This is a genomic window from Nocardioides sp., assembly GCF_025964975.1.
Taxonomy (GTDB): domain Bacteria; phylum Actinomycetota; class Actinomycetes; order Propionibacteriales; family Nocardioidaceae; genus Nocardioides.
Genome location: NZ_JAOPXV010000131.1, coordinates 1 through 17,956 on the forward strand (window position 1 = coordinate 1; position 17,956 = coordinate 17,956).

General features: G+C 70.1%; 19 protein-coding genes. 5 read left to right on the forward strand and 14 right to left on the reverse strand.

Translation table 11 applies throughout. The features are described 5' to 3' along the window. The 6 genes from JWN68_RS09600 to JWN68_RS09625 all read right to left on the reverse strand — a co-directional run. On the reverse strand, nucleotides 1-1,024 hold a 1,024-nt coding region (locus JWN68_RS09600; protein WP_297738200.1), incomplete at its 3' end, for a 3-deoxy-7-phosphoheptulonate synthase class II. A gap of 29 nt (nucleotides 1,025-1,053) precedes the next feature. Beyond that, complete coding sequence (locus JWN68_RS09605) at nucleotides 1,054-1,548, reverse strand: hypothetical protein (protein WP_297738116.1); 495 nt, start codon at nucleotides 1,546-1,548, stop codon at nucleotides 1,054-1,056. 336 nt (nucleotides 1,549-1,884) lie between these two features. Then, complete coding sequence (locus JWN68_RS09610; protein WP_297738118.1) at nucleotides 1,885-2,169, reverse strand: hypothetical protein; 285 nt, start codon at nucleotides 2,167-2,169, stop codon at nucleotides 1,885-1,887. Beyond that, on the reverse strand, nucleotides 2,133-2,546 hold the full coding sequence (locus JWN68_RS09615) for a hypothetical protein (RefSeq protein WP_297738120.1): 414 nt from the start codon (nucleotides 2,544-2,546) through the stop codon (nucleotides 2,133-2,135). Before JWN68_RS09615 ends, JWN68_RS09610 begins: the two co-directional genes overlap by 37 nt. A gap of 43 nt (nucleotides 2,547-2,589) precedes the next feature. Next, nucleotides 2,590-4,410, reverse strand: a complete 1,821-nt coding sequence (locus tag JWN68_RS09620; protein ID WP_297738122.1) for a hypothetical protein — start codon at nucleotides 4,408-4,410, stop codon at nucleotides 2,590-2,592. A gap of 66 nt (nucleotides 4,411-4,476) precedes the next feature. Beyond that, nucleotides 4,477-5,931 carry an APC family permease gene (locus JWN68_RS09625; RefSeq protein ID WP_297738124.1) on the reverse strand — a complete coding sequence of 485 codons (1,455 nt, stop codon included), beginning with the start codon at nucleotides 5,929-5,931 and terminating at the stop codon, nucleotides 4,477-4,479. A 118-nt stretch (nucleotides 5,932-6,049) separates the two neighbouring features. Between JWN68_RS09625 and JWN68_RS09630 the strand changes: the two genes are divergently transcribed. After that, nucleotides 6,050-6,826, forward strand: coding sequence for a hypothetical protein (locus JWN68_RS09630; protein ID WP_297738126.1), 777 nt, complete (start codon nucleotides 6,050-6,052; stop codon nucleotides 6,824-6,826). 15 nt (nucleotides 6,827-6,841) lie between these two features. Here the strand turns inward: JWN68_RS09630 and JWN68_RS09635 are convergent, their stop codons facing one another. Further along, nucleotides 6,842-7,870, reverse strand: a complete 1,029-nt coding sequence (locus JWN68_RS09635; protein ID WP_297738128.1) for a 6-phosphofructokinase — start codon at nucleotides 7,868-7,870, stop codon at nucleotides 6,842-6,844. Nucleotides 7,871-7,984: 114 nt separating this feature from the next. Here JWN68_RS09635 and JWN68_RS09640 point away from each other — a divergent pair, with 114 nt between their 5' ends. After that, nucleotides 7,985-8,203, forward strand: a complete 219-nt coding sequence (locus tag JWN68_RS09640) for a hypothetical protein (RefSeq protein WP_297738130.1) — start codon at nucleotides 7,985-7,987, stop codon at nucleotides 8,201-8,203. Further along, complete coding sequence (locus JWN68_RS09645) at nucleotides 8,200-9,021, forward strand: DUF1028 domain-containing protein (RefSeq protein WP_297738132.1); 822 nt, start codon at nucleotides 8,200-8,202, stop codon at nucleotides 9,019-9,021. Before JWN68_RS09640 ends, JWN68_RS09645 begins: the two co-directional genes overlap by 4 nt. On the opposite strand, the gene JWN68_RS09650 is transcribed toward JWN68_RS09645, so the two are convergent. After that, nucleotides 9,005-9,601, reverse strand: a complete 597-nt coding sequence (locus tag JWN68_RS09650) for a class I SAM-dependent methyltransferase (RefSeq protein ID WP_297738134.1) — start codon at nucleotides 9,599-9,601, stop codon at nucleotides 9,005-9,007. The two genes, JWN68_RS09645 and JWN68_RS09650, sit on opposite strands and share 17 nt — an antisense overlap. Nucleotides 9,602-9,671: 70 nt before the next feature. Here JWN68_RS09650 and glpK point away from each other — a divergent pair, with 70 nt between their 5' ends. Then, nucleotides 9,672-11,141 carry a glycerol kinase GlpK gene (gene glpK / locus JWN68_RS09655; RefSeq protein WP_297738136.1) on the forward strand — a complete coding sequence of 490 codons (1,470 nt, stop codon included), beginning with the start codon at nucleotides 9,672-9,674 and terminating at the stop codon, nucleotides 11,139-11,141. 9 nt (nucleotides 11,142-11,150) lie between these two features. Here glpK and JWN68_RS09660 read toward each other — a convergent pair whose 3' ends face one another. The 4 genes from JWN68_RS09660 to JWN68_RS09675 are packed head-to-tail and all read right to left on the reverse strand — an operon-like array spanning nucleotide 11,151 to nucleotide 13,713. Further along, nucleotides 11,151-12,041, reverse strand: coding sequence for a hypothetical protein (locus JWN68_RS09660; protein ID WP_297738138.1), 891 nt, complete (start codon nucleotides 12,039-12,041; stop codon nucleotides 11,151-11,153). Beyond that, nucleotides 12,038-12,517 (reverse strand): GNAT family N-acetyltransferase, encoded by a 480-nt coding sequence (locus JWN68_RS09665; protein WP_297738140.1) that lies wholly within the window; start codon nucleotides 12,515-12,517, stop codon nucleotides 12,038-12,040. Before JWN68_RS09665 ends, JWN68_RS09660 begins: the two co-directional genes overlap by 4 nt. Continuing rightward, on the reverse strand, nucleotides 12,507-13,160 hold the full coding sequence (locus tag JWN68_RS09670; protein WP_297738142.1) for a response regulator transcription factor: 654 nt from the start codon (nucleotides 13,158-13,160) through the stop codon (nucleotides 12,507-12,509). The genes JWN68_RS09665 and JWN68_RS09670 overlap by 11 nt, the downstream gene beginning before the upstream one ends. Before the next feature lie 34 nt (nucleotides 13,161-13,194). Then, nucleotides 13,195-13,713, reverse strand: coding sequence for a flavin reductase family protein (locus tag JWN68_RS09675; RefSeq protein WP_297738144.1), 519 nt, complete (start codon nucleotides 13,711-13,713; stop codon nucleotides 13,195-13,197). A 731-nt stretch (nucleotides 13,714-14,444) separates the two neighbouring features. Between JWN68_RS09675 and JWN68_RS09680 the strand changes: the two genes are divergently transcribed. Then, nucleotides 14,445-16,040 (forward strand): fused MFS/spermidine synthase, encoded by a 1,596-nt coding sequence (locus JWN68_RS09680; RefSeq protein WP_297738146.1) that lies wholly within the window; start codon nucleotides 14,445-14,447, stop codon nucleotides 16,038-16,040. A gap of 6 nt (nucleotides 16,041-16,046) precedes the next feature. Here JWN68_RS09680 and JWN68_RS09685 read toward each other — a convergent pair whose 3' ends face one another. After that, on the reverse strand, nucleotides 16,047-17,150 hold the full coding sequence (locus tag JWN68_RS09685) for a DUF5931 domain-containing protein (RefSeq protein ID WP_297738148.1): 1,104 nt from the start codon (nucleotides 17,148-17,150) through the stop codon (nucleotides 16,047-16,049). Nucleotides 17,151-17,194: 44 nt separating this feature from the next. Further along, nucleotides 17,195-17,935: a lysophospholipid acyltransferase family protein gene (locus JWN68_RS09690; protein WP_297738150.1), complete on the reverse strand. Its 741-nt coding sequence runs from the start codon at nucleotides 17,933-17,935 to the stop codon at nucleotides 17,195-17,197. Between the last annotated feature and the right edge of the window lie 21 nt (nucleotides 17,936-17,956).

Genomic DNA, 17,956 nt, shown 5'->3' on the forward strand with positions numbered 1-17,956 from the left:
TCGGGTCGCTGACCCACGTGACCTGGACGCCCTCAGCGGTGACCTTCTCGACGAGCGGCGGCAGGCCGTCGCGGATCTTCTCCGCGCCGAAGCGGGTGATGAAGGTGAGGCGGCCCGCCTCGTTGTCCGGGTTGAGCTTGGCAGCCAGGCCCAGTGCTTCGTCGGCCGTGGCGGTCGGTCCGAGCTTGCAGCCGATCGGGTTGCGGATGTTGCTGAAGTACTCGACGTGGGCGCCGTCGAGCTGACGGGTGCGTTCGCCGATCCAGACCATGTGGGCCGACACGTTGTAGGGCAGCCCGGTCCGCGAGTCGATACGGGTCATGGCGTGCTCGTAGTCGAGCAGCAGCGCCTCGTGGCTGGAGTGGAAGTCGACGCGGTGGAACTCGTCCGGGTCGGCACCGATGGCCTTCATGAAGGTCAGGGCCCGCTCGATCTCGCCTGCGACCAGCTCGTAGCGCTGGGCATACGGCGACTCGCGCACGAAGTCGTTGTTCCAGGTGTGCACCTGACGCAGGTCGGCGAAACCACCGGTGACGAACGCCCGGACGAGGTTGAGCGTCGCTGCGGAGGCGTTGTAGACGTCGACGAGTCGCTGCGGGTCGGGGATGCGCGACTCCGGGGTGAAGTCGAAGCCGTTGACCGCGTCGCCGCGGTAGGCGGGCAGCGTCACCGGACCGTCGGGCGTGTTGCGGGTCTCGAGGTCGCTGGAGCGAGGCTTGGCGTACTGCCCGGCGAGCCGGCCGATCTTGACCACCGGCACCGAGGCGGCGTACGTCAGGACCACCGCCATCTGGAGCAGCACGCGGAGCTTGTTGCGGACGTTGTCGGCCGTCACCTCGGCGAAGGTCTCCGCGCAGTCGCCGCCCGCGAGCAGGAACGCCTCACCGCGTCCGACGGCGGCGATCTTGGTCTTGAGCTCGTCGCACTCGCCCGCGAACACCAGCGGCGGAGACAGCCGGAGCTTCGCGACGGCGGCCGCGACGGCGTCCGCGTCCGGGTAGGTCGGCTGCTGGACCGGGCGCATGGCGTGCAGCTGTTCGAGGGTGGGGATGCTCACCGGTCAAGAGTACGGGTGGGGAGCGCCCTATCCGACTCGCGACCGGTGATCGGGATCTCGACGATCTCGAGCTCTGCTGTCCGGTCGAAGGAAATGCTTCGGGCGGGTGCCGCGTCGAAGAGGACCGACTCGTCCTCGCTCGACCCCACCACGAGCGGGCCGCCCGCGAGCCCCTCGGTCACGCGGTAGACCACGCCGTCGAGGCGTGCGTGCAGGAGGTTCCGCTGGAAGTCGGGGACCCCGATGAGCCGGTCCACCCATGGTCGGGGGTCGGGCTCGAAACGCACGAGGACGAGTGGGTCGTCCGGCTCGGGAAGCTCGAGCGACTCGCCGGCCGACACCCGCGGGGACATCAGCGTGCGCTCTCCCCCACAACGATCCGTTGCCCGCGCGTAGACGGACCAGCGCGCATCGGTGGCGACCTCCTCGAAGGTGCACAACAGGGCCAGCGTGGGGCCGGGACCCTCCCAGGCCTGGTAGCCCTGGATCATAGGTGCCAGCCTCTCGCAGCACGCGGTGGTCGGGGTCGGCGAGCAGCGCCGAGGCGTTCGCCTCGTCCAGGGTGCTGGTGTAGGCGGAATATCCCTGGAACACGGGCAACGGGTCCCAGTCCAGCTCGTGCGCCCAGGCGGCGGAGATCTCCCAGGGGTCGATCGAGACCGGATGGCCGCGCAGGGCCCCGAGCACCTCGGGGCTGATCGCGAGGTCCTCGACCAAATCACTCCTGACCTGGTCGGTTCGTCTGGCGTGCTCCGCCGGCAGCGCATCCATGGGAAGCGCTTCTGGCGACCACTGCCGCGGCGGCAGGATGGGCATGTTGACCATCATCAGCAGGCTGAGCAGCAGCGCGACTGGTGCGGCCACGCCCGGACGACGAACGGCGTGCCGGCGACGAACGCGACCAGCAGGACGAGCACGACGAGCGTGTAGCCCGGCAGCACGTGAGGTCCGTCCGGCCGGGTCAGGGCCGTCTTCATCGCGAAGAGCACGAGGCCGAGGGCGCCGAGCCGTGCTGCAAGCGGGAGACGACGTGCGTACACGACGGCGATCGCGGCCGCCAGGGCGCCCGCGAGCATCAGCCAGACGATCCAGCTCGTCGAGGTGAACGCCATGGCGTCGTCGTACCCGCCCACGATCTCGGCGCCGGGAGCCGGAGCCAGTCCGGCAGGTCTGCCAATCGCTGCCCCGCCGCCAGCCAGAGGCCGATCGAGGCCGTGACGAACGAGCCGGCACTCAGCAGCCACGCGCGCGGACTCCAGGTCACGAGGGTGAGGAGCCCGACCGCGGCGATGGCGAGGACCCCGTCGGAGAACTCGATCTGGAAGGCCAACGCAGCGAGCGCCGCGGTTGCGGCAAGCAGCCACGGAGCAGGTCGACGAGAGCCCGCGAGGTGCGCCAGCACTGCCGCCAGCAGGAGACCGACCGGCCGGGACCGGGAATGCGTCGTCGTCGCGGTCGCCCGCGCGGCGTCTGCCTCCTGGTCCGTCACGTTGACCGAGAGTAGTCAGTCGCAGTGCCGGCGGCGGCGCGACCTACTCCGACTCGCGGTCGGCGAGCGGGATCTCCACGATCTCGAGCAGGCCGGCGCGGTCGAAGGAGATCCTCGTGGCAGCTGAGAGGTCGAACAAGACCGCCTCCCCCTCGGGCGCCCCGACGATGAGGGGCCCAGCGACGAACACCTCCGGCACGCGGTAGCGCTCCCCGTCGAGAGTCGCGTGCAACAAGTTCCGCTGGACTCCGGTGACACCCAGCAACCGGTCGCCCAGCGATCTGGGCTGGGGCACGAACCGGACGGCGATCAGCGAGGAGTCCGGGGCCTCGAGGGTGACCTCTTCGTCCGCTTCCACCTCGTGGGTCGAGACGCCACGTTCCTCACCGCACCTGTCAACACCGCGGGCGAGTGCCGCCCATTCGCCATCGGTGGCCACCGCCTCGAAGTTGCAGACCAGGGCCAACGTGTACGCCGGTGTCACCCACACCGGGTTGTGGTCGTGGTCCGCCACTCGTTCGCGCAGGACGCGTCGTTCCGGGTCGGACAGGAGCGCGGCAGCGTTCTCGGCATCCAGCCTCGGCGTGTAGGCACTGTACTGCTGGAAGACCGGAAGCGGACGCCACTCGAGATCGTAGGCCCAGACCGCCGATATCTCCCACGGGTCGACGGACACGGGATGGTTCTCCAGCGCCGCCAGGACAGGTGCCGACACGTCGAGATCGGCGATGAGTTCGGCGCGCGCGGACGACAGTCGGTCGGCTCGACCCTCGCCCCAGGTGTCGGTCGTGAACGGCTCGATGCTCGTGTCTCGCGCAGGGATGACCGGCGATCCGATGGACAGCAGCAGGGACAGGCACACCAGGATCCCTCCGCTCCCCCACCTGGCGGGTCGGGGCAGGTGCAGCCCGAGCAGGACCGTCACCACGGCGGCCACGCCCGCGTAGCCCGGGAGCAGGTGCCCGCCGTCGGGGAGGCTGAGCGCGAGCTTCGCGAAGAACAGCAGTGCACCCAGGAGTCCGAGACGCGCAGGGCAACCGAGCCCCCGCGCCGTCACGGTCGTCACTGCCGCCACCAGCACGGCGAGGACCATGAAGATCATCAGGATGTTCGCGTCGCAGTACGCCATCGCGTCGCCGTACCCCGCGACGATCTCCCACCCCAGTCGCAGCCAGCGAGGCAAGGCGGTCAGTGATTGGCCCGCCAACACCCAGAGCAAAACAAAGGCAACTGCGAACGACCCGGTGGATGCCGCCAGCGCAGTGACCCGACGCCGATGCAAGATCACGAGCAGCGCGACCATCACCAGGGTAATGAGTCCCACCGTGAGCTTCACCTGGAATAGGAAGGCGGCGACCGCCGCGACCAGGGCGAGTGCCCACAGGGGCACCCGGACGCCACGGCTCACACAGGTGAGCGTCCAGACCATGATCGCGAGCATCAGGGTCCAGTCCGGCTGACCCCCGTTGCTGATGAGCAGGGCCAGCGCACTGGCGACGACGACGCGCAGGCGCCAGGAGCGCAGCGTGTCCGCGAGCGCGGCGAACAGGAGCCCGACCGCGATCATCCTCATCGTCCCGGAGGCGACCTGCGAAGCGAGGTCGATGCCCGTCGGAGAAGCCAGGAAGCCCCAGGGCCCGTAGGTGAAGACGAAGTCCGTCCCGTGCTTGAAGCCCTCTTCGCGCGCGAGGTCCAGCCCCATCATCCAGCTGATGTCGAGGTGCCGGCGGGGGCGCTGGGCCGGCATGAAACGGCCCACTTGTTCGAGCACACCGACCAGGACGGCGAGGAAGACGATCGCGGACCTGCTCAGCTGATCCCTTCGCGCCCGTGCCGCCGTCTCCGTCCCTTCCGGCTCCCCCACGAGGGAGGAGAGTAGTTCAGAACCCGTTCCGCTGTTCGTCGAAGACCAACAGCGACCGGTGTGCGCCTACTTCTCCAGGTGCTCGATGTCACGGAAGCCCGTCTTCTTGGCCCGGATGCCCCGGTTGGTCAGCCAGGTCAGCACCCACAGCACCACCCCGACACCGAGCAGGATGCCCGCGATCTCGTACTGCTGGAGCTGGTCGTCGCTCCGGGCCCATGGACCGGCCAGGAAGGCGCAGGCCACGGCTCCGAGGTAGGGGAGCACGGTCGGGGCCTTGAAGTGCTGGTGGTCCACGGGCTGCTTGCGCAGGACGAGGACCGCGATGTTGACGACCGTGAAGACGCACAACAACAACAGCGCAGTCGTCCCGCCGAGCAGCGCCACCGAGGTGGCGCCGTCCACGGACGCGGTGGCGCGCACCACGTAGATGATGAGCCCGAAGGAGATCGCGGTCGTGAAGAGGATCGAGACCCAGGGCGTACGGCGGCGCGGGTGGACCTTGCCGAAGGCGCGGGGCAGCACGTCCTGGTTGGCCATGCCGTAGAGCAGCCGGCTCGCCATCAGCATGTTGATGAGGGCCGAGTTGGCCACGGCGAACATGCCGATGAAGGGAAAGATCGTGTCGAAGGGCAGGTCGGGCGCGCCGGCCGCGACCACCTGGGTCAGGGCCTGTCCCTTCTGCGGGTCGACCAGGTCCCCGACCGGGACCAGGGCCACCGCCGTGATCGAGACGAGGAAGTAGATCAGGCCGGTGACGCCCAGGCCGGTGAGCATCATCCTGGGGAAGTCACGGATGGGGTCATGGCACTCCTCCGCCATGTTGACGGAGTCCTCGAAACCGACCATGGCGAAGAACGCGAGCGACGTGGCGGCGGTAATGGCGAAGAACGTGCTCTTGTCGCTGGGACTCTCGAAGACCACGACCCGGGAGAAGTCCGCGTTGCCCTGGGTCACGGCCCACAGCCCGATGAAGATGATCATCAGCAGGCCCGAGAGCTCGACCAGGGTGAGCACGACGTTGGCCTTGACGCTCTCGCCGACCCCGCGGAAGTTGACGGCAGCCACCAGCGCCATGAAGGCCAGCGCGATGAGCAGGATTCCGGTGCCACCGACCTCGAAGCCGAGGCCGAAGCCGTCGTTGAGGAAGCCGGCGAACGCGTTGGAGGCCGTCGAGGCGGAGGTGATGCCGGAGCACATGACGGTGAATGCGACCAGGAACGTCAGGAAGTGGATCCCGAAGGCCTTGTGCGTGTAGAGCGCCGCGCCGGCCGCCTGCGGATACTTCGTGACCAGCTCGAGGTAGGAGAAGGCGGTGATCGTCGCGACGACGAAGGCGACGAGGAAGGGGGCCCAGGCTGCCCCGCCGACCTCAGCCGCGACGGAGCCGGTCAACGCATAGACGCCGGTCCCCAGGATGTCACCGACGATGAACAACAACAGCAGCTTGGGTCCCATCACCCGGACCAGGTCGGGCTCGGGACCGCTGACGTCCTGGTGCACAGTGCTGTTGGTGGGCATGGCCGCTCCTGGAGTCGCGCTGACGTCAGCACACTCTGGCGGTGGGCGAGGGCGAAGGCAAGCACCGCCGGGACCTTTGTCCCAGCCGAACGCTGCCACCGCCCCGTATCGTCCACCCGTGAGCCTGTTCCGTCGCATCCAGCGAGGCCGCTGTGCCTACTACGAGCACATCGAGGACCTGCGGGACCTGATCGTCGAACCGGCAGCGGCCCGGTGGCGTCCGGACGCACAGCTCACGATCGGTGCGCTCCTCGACCGAGGCGCCATGGGGGTCCATGCACTTCACGGACGCCGGCGACGTGCCGGGAAGGCCGCAACACGCGGCGGGACGTGGGACTACATGCTGTGGCTGGGTGAGGTGACCCGGTTCGCGTACGACGATGACGCCGACCTGGCGATCGAGGACGCGATCACCGCCCGACCGGGCGTGGACGTCGCGGCGTGGGAGGACAACGAGGTCGTCCTCATCGGTGCCCCCAGTCTGTGCCCGGACGGTGTCCTGGCCGCAGCGGCCCGAGCCCTCGTCGACCCCCGGGTCAAGGGCCGCACCGACGTCCCGACTGGGGCTGACGTGTCCGATCGGGAGCACCTCGAGGACTACGAGCACCTCGTCGCCGTCCTGAGAGCGGAGACCGGACGCCGCCGTCAGCGACCCGGCACCCGCTTTCCCTCGATGGACACTCTCGGCCGACCGATCCTGATCTCGGAGTGGATGGCGGCGGAGCACGATGCGATGCGACATGCCGTCAACGACCTGCGGGTCGCGCGGGGTCTGGAGCCGATCTTCGGCGACGTCATCGCTCGCGCCGAAGCGGCCGCCCAGGAGCACTCGGACTACGTCAGCAGGTATGCGCTGGGTTGCGCCGCGCTCACGCGCGACTCTCCCCCCGCCTAGCAATGACGGGGCCGGTCAGCCGAAGAAGACCTGGGCCTCGGCATACTCCGCCTCGCTGACGAGCTTGAGCTCGCCGGTGCCTTCGATGAGCGGCAGTCGCTCGATCCGGGTGCCCTTCAGCGCCATCATCGTGCCGAAGTCCCCCTCCGCGACCGCGTCGATCGCCTGCAGTCCGAAGCGCGTCGCCAACCAGCGGTCGAACGCGGTGGGCGTGCCACCGCGTTGGATGTGTCCGAGGACGACGGCTCGCGCCTCCTTGCCGGTGCGGTTCTCGATCTCGCTCGCGAGCCGGTCACCGATCCCCCCCAGACGGACGTGACCGAAGGCATCCTTCTCCCCCGACACGAGCGTCATCTCGCCGCCCGTGCGCGGGACGGCCCCCTCGCTCACGACGATGATCGGGGCGTACTGGCTCTCGAACCGGGTCTGCACGCGGTTGCAGACGTCCTCGATGTCGAAGGGCTGCTCGGGGATCAGCACCATGCTGGCACCACCCGCGATGCCGCTGTGCAATGCGATCCAGCCTGCGTGCCGGCCCATCACCTCCACCACGAGCACGCGGTGGTGCGACTCCGCGGTCGTGTGCAGCCGGTCTATCGCCTCCGTGGCGACGTTGACGGCCGTGTCGAAGCCGAAGGTGAAGTCGGTGCCCGACAGGTCGTTGTCGATGGTCTTGGGGACGCCCACCACCTTCACGCCGAGGTCCGCGAGCTTGGTCGCCACACCCAGGGTGTCCTCGCCGCCGATCGCCACGAGGGCGTCGACGCCGTCCTTGGCGAGGTTGGCCCGGATCTGCTCGACGCCGTTGTCCAGCTTGAACGGGTTGGTCCGGCTCGAACCCAGGATCGTGCCGCCGCGAGGCAGGATCCCCCGGCACTGGGCGATGCCCAGCTCCATCGTCTGGCCCTCGAGGGGGCCCTTCCAGCCATCGCGGTAGCCGACGAACTCGAAGCCGTGCGTCGTGACGCCCTTGCGGACGACCGCGCGGATCACCGCGTTGAGTCCTGGGCAGTCGCCGCCTCCGGTGAGCACTCCGACGCGCATCTTCTCTCCCTCATCGCTGGATTTGATCGATCAAACCCTAGTCATGCCGCGGCGCGGTGGGAAGGGGTGGCGCCGGTCCGCAGCAGACGTCGCGTCGGCCACTACGGAATGGCCATGCAGTTGGGATTCTTGGGCGTCGTTGCGGCTCTCCTGGTGCTGTGGATGGCCCTGGAGAACAAGTGCACAGCGATCGACACACGGCTCGCTCGGATGGAGCGGTTGCGGCAGCGCATCGCGGAGCACATCACCGGCGCCGACCTGGCTGCGGCCAGGGCTGCGGTCGACGGGATCGACCGCGGCGATTCCCCGGGCCCCACTAGGCTCGACGCATGACGTTCTCGATCGTGGTTCGTTCCGACGACGGAGAGTCGTGGGGGGTGGCAGTCGCCTCGAAGTTCCTGGCCGTCGGCTCTGCCGTCCCGGCCGCTGTGGCCGGCGTCGGAGCCATCGCCACCCAGGCCGATGCCAACGTGTCCTACAAGTTCCTTGCCCTCGCGCACCTCGACGACGGCGCGACCGCACCCATCGCTCTGGAGCGCCTGCTCGCCGAGGACGACAAGCGCGACCACCGGCAGGTCGGGATCGTCGATGTCGAAGGCACGGCCGCCAGCCACACCGGGGCCGAGTGCTACGCCTGGGCCGGCGGGCGCACCGGCCCGGGATACGCCATCCAGGGCAACATCCTCGCCGGACCCGAGGTCGTCGAGGCTATGGAGACCGCCTGGCTCTCCTCGGCCGGCGCCTCCCTGGCCCGGCGCCTGACGGCCGCGCTCAAGGCCGGGGACGACGCCGGCGGCGACTCCCGGGGGCGGCAGGCGGCCGCGCTGCTGGTGGTCAAGGACGGAGCAGGGTACGGCGGTCTCGACGACGTCGCTGCCGACCTGCGCGTCGACGACCACGCCGATCCCGTTGCGGAGCTGGTCCGGCTCCTCGACCTCAACGACCTCTATCTCACTGCCTCGACCGACGACGAGAAGGTCCCGGTCGACGGCGCCCTGCGCGACCGGCTGGACGAGCGGGCACGAGCCGATGGGCGCGCGGACTTCCCCGCCTGGGTGGGCGCCGAGAACTACGAGATGCGCGTGGCCGAGGACTTCAGCTGGGTCGACCGGCGAGTCCTCGACATCATCGGCATCACGCCTCCGGCTTGATTGCCAGCACGTTGAACTCGTTGTAGATGAACGCCTTGCCCGTGAAGCGCGGGAAGGGGAAGCTGCGCCACATCTCGGGTCGCAGGCCCAGGGCGGTCGCGAGATCCATCAGGTCCTCCCCGGTGGTCCACCGGATGTGGGTGGGGTCGGAGGCGTAGCCCCGCTCCTGCGGGCAGATGAACAGCACCTTGCCGCCCGGACGCAGCCACGGCAGGTAGGACTCGACCACCTCCCGACCCATCTCGGGCGTCAGGTGCTCGATGACGTGCGCGAGCAGCAGCCCGTCGAAGTAGCCGGCCCGACGCTCGGGAGCGGTCTCCCACTCCTCGGTCGTGTAGGCCACGTGGCCCTCGGCCCGGGCGATCGCGATCGAGGTGGGGTTGTGGTCGACACCCACGGACCCGGCGGGCAGCGTGGGCAGATTGCGCCCGATGCCGCACCCCACGTCGAGGGTGCGGCCGAGGCCGTGCCGGCGCAGGTTCCACTGATAGGGCGCCTGGACGTTGAGCACCCGTTTCCAGGTGGCGTTCTGCTTGCGTTGCAGTCGTTCGGCGTAGTCCGAGCCCTCCGTGTCGCGCATGCGGAGAACCTACTGGAAACGACTCGGGCCCAGGCGGCGTACCCCCTCCGAATCCCACTAGGTTGGCTCCATGTCCGTCCTCGCCATCGATGCAGGTACGACCGGAGTCACCGCCGTCGTCGTCAGTCCCCAGGGCCACGTCGTCGCCAAGGGTTACCAGGAGTTCCACCAGCACTTCCCGCGGCCCGGGTGGGTCGAGCACGCGCCGGAGGAGATCTGGCAGGCCACCCTCGAGGCGACCCGCGAGGTGCTGACCAAGGTCGACGCCGACGAGCTCACCGCGATCGGCATCACCAACCAGCGCGAGACGATCGTCCTGTGGGACCGCGAGACGCTCGGCTCCCCGAGGCGCGCGATCGTGTGGCAGGACCGACGTACGGCCGACATCTGCACCCGCCTGCGCGACGAGGGGCACGAGGAGCGGGTGAGCGAGTTGACCGGGCTGCGGCTCGACCCCTACTTCTCCGGCACCAAGCTGATGTGGCTCGCCGAGCACGAGCCCCACACGTGGGCGCTCGTCCAGTCCGGTCGCTACGCCGTGGGGACCGTCGACTCCTACCTCATCGCCCGGATGACCCGCGGCACGTGGCACGTCACCGACGTCTCCAACGCATCACGCACCCTGCTCTTCGACCTCGAGGCCGGCGACTGGTCCGACGAGCTGTGCCAGCTCTTCGGCGTACCCCGCGACGCGCTCCCCGACCTCGTCCCCAACTGGGGGGAGGTCGCGCCCACCGAGCCCTCGGTGTTCCTCGGCCTGTCTCTGCCCATCGCGGGCATCGCGGGCGACCAGCAGTCGGCCCTCTTCGGCCAGACCTGCTTCGACGTGGGCGACTCGAAGTGCACGTACGGCACCGGGTCCTTCATCCTCACCAACACGGGCACCACCATCCAGCGCTCCGACGCCGGGCTGCTCAACACCGCCGCCTGGCGCTCACCGGACGGCACCCTCACCTACGCCAACGAGGGCGCCATCTTCGTGACCGGCGCCGCCGTGCAGTGGCTGCGGGACGGTCTCCAGATCGTGGGCTCCGCGGCCGAGACCGCGGCCGTCGCCATGACCGTGCACGACACCGGCGGTGTCGTGTTCGTGCCAGCCCTCACCGGGCTCGGTGCCCCCCACTGGGACCCGCATGCCCGCGGACTGATCATCGGCATCACCCGCGGCACGACCCGCGGCCACATCGTCCGCGCGACGCTGGAGGCCATCGCCTTCGAGGTGCGCGACGTGCTCGAGACCATGCCCGGGATCACCTCCTTGCGCGTCGACGGCGGTGCGGCCGCCAACGACTTCCTGTGCCAGATCCAGGCCGACCAGGTCGGACTGCCGGTCGAACGCCCCCAGATCGTCGAGACCACGGCGTTGGGTGCGGCCTTCCTCGCGGGCCTGGGCACCGGCCTGTGGGACTCCACGGAGGCATTGCGCGAGACCTGGTCGCTCGACCAACGCTTCGAGCCCCGGGCTGACCGCGATCAGGCGGACCGCGCGCACGGACGCTGGAAGGACGCCGTCGAGCGGTCCAAGGGCTGGGCTGTCTAGGTCCGCGACCTAGCCTGGCAGCCGGGCGAGCGCCGCCTCGGCCCTGGCCAGCTGGGTCTCCGTCTCGGCCAGCGCGTCCTCGGCCTCCGACTTCACGTCCTCGGCGTCGACGAGCTCGTCGTCGTTCTCCTCGAGGTCGCTCTCGAGCTGGGCGATCCGGCCCTTCAGCTCCTCGACCTCCGCCTGGAGCTGGAGGGCACGTGCCTGGAGCGCATCTATGTCCGCGACGGCGGTGGCCAGCGCCTCGCGTGAGGCGTCGACCTCGGCACGGGCATCCTCCACGGCGCGGGCAGCGGCGGCCCTCGCCTTCTCGTCGGCCTCGGGGTCGGGCACGACGTGCAGCTCGGGTCGCGGCGGCGGTGTCGCGTCGCGGGGAGCTGCGGCGAAGCCCCGCGCCTCCGGCACGGCCAACGAGGCCGCAACGTCGACCTCGCCCACCCCGGTGGCGCTCAGCGCAGCGACCAGGAGACCACTGCGGACCGCTGCCGCCGCGCCCTCGTCGACCATCGCCGCCGTCAGCGTCGCCTCCACCTGGTCGGCCACGGCCTCGGTGACCTTGACGCCCTCCTCGTGGGCGAGCCCTCGAGCCTGGCTGGTGACGGCCGCCGTCAGCTGGCGGCGTTGACGCGTCAAGGCCCTGAGCTCCTCGCCGTCGAGGTTGGCCTGGGCCTCCCGCAGGGCGGTCCCCACCGCGAGCACCTGCTCCACCTGCGGAGCGTCGCGCCGGACGAGCAGGTTGACGACCCACGCCGCGAGGGACGGCTTCTTCAGTGCCTTGACCCGCGCCGCGAAGGACTTGTCGGCCTTGTGCTCCTTCGCCAAGGCGTCTCGCGCCGGCGTGAAGTCGGCCAGAGGCAGCGCATAGAGCTCGTCGGCCAGGTCGAGGAGCGGGTCGGTCACGCCCGCGATCCTACGAGCGCATACTCCAGCTCTGTGGGGTGCGGCACCCACGGGCACTCCTGCTCCACGCCCGTCGGTCGCCAGCCCAGGTGCTCGTAGAGCCGACGGGCCCGATGGTTGGCAGCGAGCACCCACAGGCGGACCACACCGTGCTGCACGGACCGCCGGACGCCGGCCGTCGCCAGCCCGGTCCCCCATGCGGACGGGTGCACCGCGAGATGCCGCAACGACTCTTCGTCGTACGCAGCGAACGCGAGGAGCCCGTGGTCGCCGTCGACCACCTCCGTGACCACCTCCGGGTCGTCGAGCACGATGGCCCACCGCGCGAGCACCGCGTCGTCCGGGAAGGGGAACTGTTCCGCCGGGAAGACGTGGGCCAGGCCGACCAGGTTGGCAGCACGCTCCAGGTCGCGCAGAGGAGCGAGGTCCGCAACGGTCGCTCTGCGCCAGACAGCCTCGGGCCGGTCAGTCCTCATCGTCGAGGCCATGCTCGATCGCCCATCGTGTCAACTGGACCCGGTTGTTCATCTGGAGCTTGCGCAGCGTGTTCTGCACGTGGTTCTGGACAGTCCGGTGGGAGATGACGAGGCGCTCGGCGATCTGCTTGTAGCTCATCCCCTTCGCCACCATCTTGAGGATCTCGGTCTCGCGTTCGGTGAGCTCGTCACGAGGGTCGGTGGCCGGACCGTCTGCGATCCGGCGGAACTCTCCCAGCACGAGGCCGGCAAGGCCGGGCGTGAAGACCGTGTCGCCGGCCGCCACGCGGCGTACGGCGTCGAGGAGCTCCTCCCGGGAGGCGGACTTCACGAGGTAGCCCGTGGCTCCGGCCTTGACCGCCTCGAGGACGTCGGCCTGCTCCCCCGAGGCCGAGAGGATGAGCACGCGGGCCGACGGATCGTGCTGCAGCACCTGCGCGGTGACCTCGACCCCGTTGGGACCAGGGATCTGCAGGTCGAGCACGACGACCTGGGGACGGGCCGCGGGGAAACGCGCCAAAGCCTGGTGGCCGTCAGCGGCGACCGCCACGACGTCGAACCCTGCGGCCTGCAGGTCGCGCTCCACGGCGTCGCGCCACATCGGGTGGTCGTCGACGACCATGATCCGGATCGGGTCACTCATGCGGCTGACCCTAGTGCGGCAACGCCCCCTGCCATCACATCTGGTGCGAGTAGCGGCCACGCCTGTGCTGGAGCGCGTCGTCCAGCACGCCGATGGTCGCCGACTCGATCCGGCAGGTCACCTCGAGGGACCACCCCAGCTCACGGACGTCTTGCACGACGCACTCCGCCCACGTCTCGGTGTCGGCGAGTCGCGGGCCGTACGCCGAGTCCACCCACTCCGCGGCTGCGAACAGGCCCCCGGGCGCAGGCATCTGCCCGCCGAACTTCTCGGCCAGGTCATGGTGGCGCCACTCCAGCAGGTGCACCACGCAACGCTCGTGCGTCGAGCCCTGCAGCCCCTCGGCGAGGTCCGAGTCGGGATCGAGCAGGCCGACCAGGACGGGCGGCTCACCGAGGGCGACCATCAGCGAGGAGACCGTCAGTCCCACGCGACCGGCGCCGGCACCGCTGGTCCACAAGGACACCTGACCGCCCAGACGCCCCCGCAACCGACGCGCTGCGTCACGTGCTCCCTCGGGGGTGGCGAACGGGTGCTCGGAGTGGATGGTCACGCCCGCCAACCTATCCATCGGGCGCCGCGGCGCACGCCGAGCAGCACCATCGCCTGCGCCCGGTGCGCCCTCCCACTACCCTCGTGACACCGATCCCAGCATGGTGAGCCCGACCTTCCAGCAGACGGTGCCAGACCGGCCCGTCCCGTCCGCCCCGACGACACGTCCCGGCATCGCCGTCCTCTTCACCCTGACCGCGCTCGTGGGCGCCAGCCTGCCGTTCGTCGTGCAGCCGCTGGTTGCCAAGATGATGCTGCCGAGCTTCGGCGGGGCGGCCACCGTCTGGAGCACCAGCTCGCTGTTCTTCCAGGTGCTGCTGCTCGCCGGCTACCTCTACACGCACTGGAGCACCGCCCGTCTGGGATGGCGCTGGCAGCCGCGAGCCCACTGGCTCCTCCTCCTCCTGCCGGTGGTCGCGCTGCCCCTGGCGCTGCCGGCACCTGCGGCACCGCCCAGCGACGCCAGCCCGACCCTGTGGCTGCTGCGCGTGCTGGTCGTGATCGGCCTGCCGTTCCTGGTGCTGTCGACCACGGGTCCCCTGCTGCAGCGGTGGTACGCCTGGACCGACGGTCCTCGTTCGCAGGACCCCTACTTCTTGTTCGCCGCCACCAACCTGGGCAGCTTCGGCGGGGCTGCTCGCCTACCCCTTCCTCGTCGAGCCCCACCTCCTCGTCTCCGAGCAGAGGTGGGCGTTCTCGGTCGGCTTCGGCATCTTCGCCGCGCTCGTGGCCATGTGCGGTCTCGTGGTCACCCGTTCGGGAGGGCACTCGACCCGGGAGACGCACCCCAGCACGGCTCCCAGCGCCTCGGTCGGCCCCTCGACGCGCCGTGTCCTGGGCTGGGACGCACTCGCCTTCCTCCCGTCGTCGCTGATGCTGGCCGTCACCGCCCACCTCTCCACCGACGTCGCGGCGATCCCCCTGCTCTGGGTGGTGCCGCTCGCCATCTACCTCGCCACGTTCGTCGGGGCCTTCGCGCGGTCGAGCCGCTCCACCCCGCTCGGCGCGACCCGGCTGGCGACGGCCATGGCGTTCGTCAGCGCCCTGCTGGTGGTGGCAGACGTCCACCTCCCCGTGCTGCTCAGCATCTCGGTGCACCTCGGCACCCTCGCCGCGGTGGGCTACGCCGCCCACGCCCGACTCGCGGTGAGCCGGCCCGAGCCGGACCACCGGACCGGCTTCTACGTCGTGGTGGCGGTCGGCGGCGCCGTGGGTGGCGTGCTCAACGGGCTGGTGGCACCTCTGATGTTCAAACCGGGTGTGGGAGTACGGCTCCACCCTGGCGGCCGTGCCGCTGCTCCTGGTGGGTCTGACCAACGCCCCCGCTGCCGTCCTCCGGCGCTATCACCCCGCCTTCCTCGCGGTGGCCGTGTTCGCCCTGCTCGTGCCGCTGGCCGCCGTCCTGGCCTGGGCGGTGTCCGTCCTCGCCGCCTGGTCGACGGCATCGGCCGTCGTCGCCCTCGTGGTGTGCGGCATCGTGGGCTGGGGGCTCACCCGGGCTCCCCTGCCCCGGCAGCGTTCCTCGCCCTCGACCTCCTGGCGGTGGGGCTGCACGACCAGTCCACGGCCGTGGCCACCGAACGCACGTTCTTCGGCAGCTACCAGGTCCTTGACCGGCCCGGCGAGCGCGTGCTCACCCACGGCACGACCAAGCACGGTGTCCAGCTGACCGCACCCGGCCTGCGCGGGGAACCCACCACCTACTACGCCCGCACCGGCCCGCTCGGAGCCGTCTTCGACGCGTTCGACCACGACGACGTCGGAGTGGTCGGGCTCGGGGCCGGCACGATGGCGGCGTACGGCGAACCCGGCCAGCACATGACGTTCTTCGAGATCGACGAGGAGATCGCCGCCGTGGCCGCCGACCCGCGGATGTTCTCGTTCATCGAGGACTCGGAGGCCGAGATCGATGTTCAGGTGGGCGACGGTCGGCTGCTGGTCGACGAGCAGCCTGCGGGCGCCTACGACCTGGTGGTCCTGGACGCGTTCAGCTCCGACTCCATTCCCGTGCACCTCCTCACGCGGAAGGCCATCCGGGGCTTCGCCGACCGGGTCAACGCCGACGGCGCGCTGGTCGTGCACGTCAGCAACCAGGTCTTCGACCTCGAGCCCGTCCTGGCGGCGGCCGAGGAGGACCTGGGCTGGAGCGGCGTCATCGGGCAGGGCGGTAGCGGCGTGGGAGCGACGCAGAGCCGGTGGGTGGTCCTGACCCGCGACGAGGCAGCGTCAGCCTCCCTGCGTCACCGAGAGGGCTGGCGAGCCCTCGACCGCTCCCGGATCATCCGCTGGACCGACGACTACTCCTCGATCCTCGCGGTCCTGGACTGAAGCCTCTCACTCAGCGCGACGCGGGACCGTGAGCTCCCACTCGGTCCCGTGGGACCCCGTGTCCAGCGTGGCACTGCCTCCGAGGTCCTCGATCCGGCCGCGGATCGACCCGGTGACCCCCATCCGGCCTTCCTCGACCGCCGACTCGAGGCGCCCGGGCGGGATGCCCGGACCGTCGTCGCGCACCGAGACCACGACCTGGTCCGGCATCGCCTCGAGCAGCACCCAGGCGCGGGCGTCGGGGCCCACGTGGTGGGCGACGTTGTCGAGACAGGCCCCCACGGCAGCGGTGATCTCCTCCGCCACCGCGCTGGGCATGGCGACGGGGACCCCCGGCGTGGCGACCTCGACTCGGAGCCGGTGGCTGCTTCCCCGCTCCTCGAGCATCCCCGCCAGGTCGCGCTCGGCCGCGTCCGGGGTGACGGTGCCCTGCTGCCGGATCAACGACCGAAGCGCCCGCTCCTGCTCTCCCGCAAGGCCGGCCAGCTCGGCGAAGTCGGCGTTGTCGGAGCCGGTCCCGCGCCGTTGCACCAGGGCGAGCACCTGCAGCACGCCGTCGTGGACGGCCCGCGCGAGCCGGGTGCGTTCCTCGGCTGCCGCAGCGGCACGTTCGGCGAGATCGCGCTCGACGGCCATCCGCTGGAGGGACTTACACATGTAGCCGACGATCGGGCCGCCGATCATCAGCAGGAAGACGTTGCCGTAGTTGGCCTGGTCGATGCTGTCGCGCAGGGCGAGGTCGGTGACCGAGAGGATGGTCGCCGCCGCCAGTCCACCCTTCCAGTGCCACCGGATTGCCCACGCGAGCAGTGCCCCCATCACCCAGAACCCAGGGATCGTGGCGTTGAAGTCGGCGCCCTTGACCAGCGGGGTCGCCGCGAGGGAGCCGACGGCCCAGCCCAGGTCGAGCACGAAGAACATGGTCGTACGCCGACGCGCGCTGCTCGACGCCCAGATCGCGTAGCCGGTCCACGCCACCAGGGCGGCGACGACCGCGACGGCCGCCCACGGGTGGTCGTAGTTGTCGCGCCGATAGGTGTTGAGGACGATCAGGTTGAGCGTGACCACGACCCGCACCAGCGCCAGCGCACGGAACAGGCGGTCGGCCACGGCCGTCCCTGCCCGAGAGGTCGCGGCCTCCACGCCGCGAGTGGTCAGGACGCCTTCTTCTCGACGGAGGTGGAGTCCGGCTCGTCGGCGGATCCCGACCCTTTGGCGGCCTTGGCGAGCTCCTTGGCCTTGGAGGCATACATGTCGACGTACTCCTGCTGGGAGAGCCGCATGATCTCGTACATGATCTCGTCGGTGATCGCGCGGAGGATGTAGCGGTCGTCCTCCATGCCTTCGTAGCGGGAGAAGTCCAGAGGTGGGCCGAAGCGCACTGCGGGCCGGGTCCAGTGGCCGAAGACCTTGCCGGTCGGGGCCACCACGTCGGTCCCGACGACCGCGCACGGCACCACGGGGGCACCCGTCTCCAACGCGAGCCTGGCGACGCCGGTCTTGCCGCGGTAGAGCTTGCCGTCGTGGCTGCGCGTGCCCTCGGGGTAGATCCCGAAGAGCTCGCCGGAGTCGAGGATCTTCTTGGCCGACCTCATCGCACCTTCCGCGGCATTGGCCCCCGAACGATCGATGGGCACCTGCCCGGCGCCGGAGAAGAACTTCTTCTGGAACCAGCCCTTGACCCCGGGGGTCGTGAAGTACTCCGCCTTGGCCACGAAGGTCACCCGGCGGGGCAGGGTCAGCGGCATGAACAGCCAGTCGGCGTACGAGAGGTGGTTGCTCGCCAGGATCGCCGGTCCCTGCGCCGGGACGTGGTCCACGCCCTCAACCTTGGGGCGGAAGACGACGCGCAGGATGGGCCCGAGAGCGACCGACTTCAAGAACCAATAGAGCACCCGGTGAGCCTAGCGCCGAAA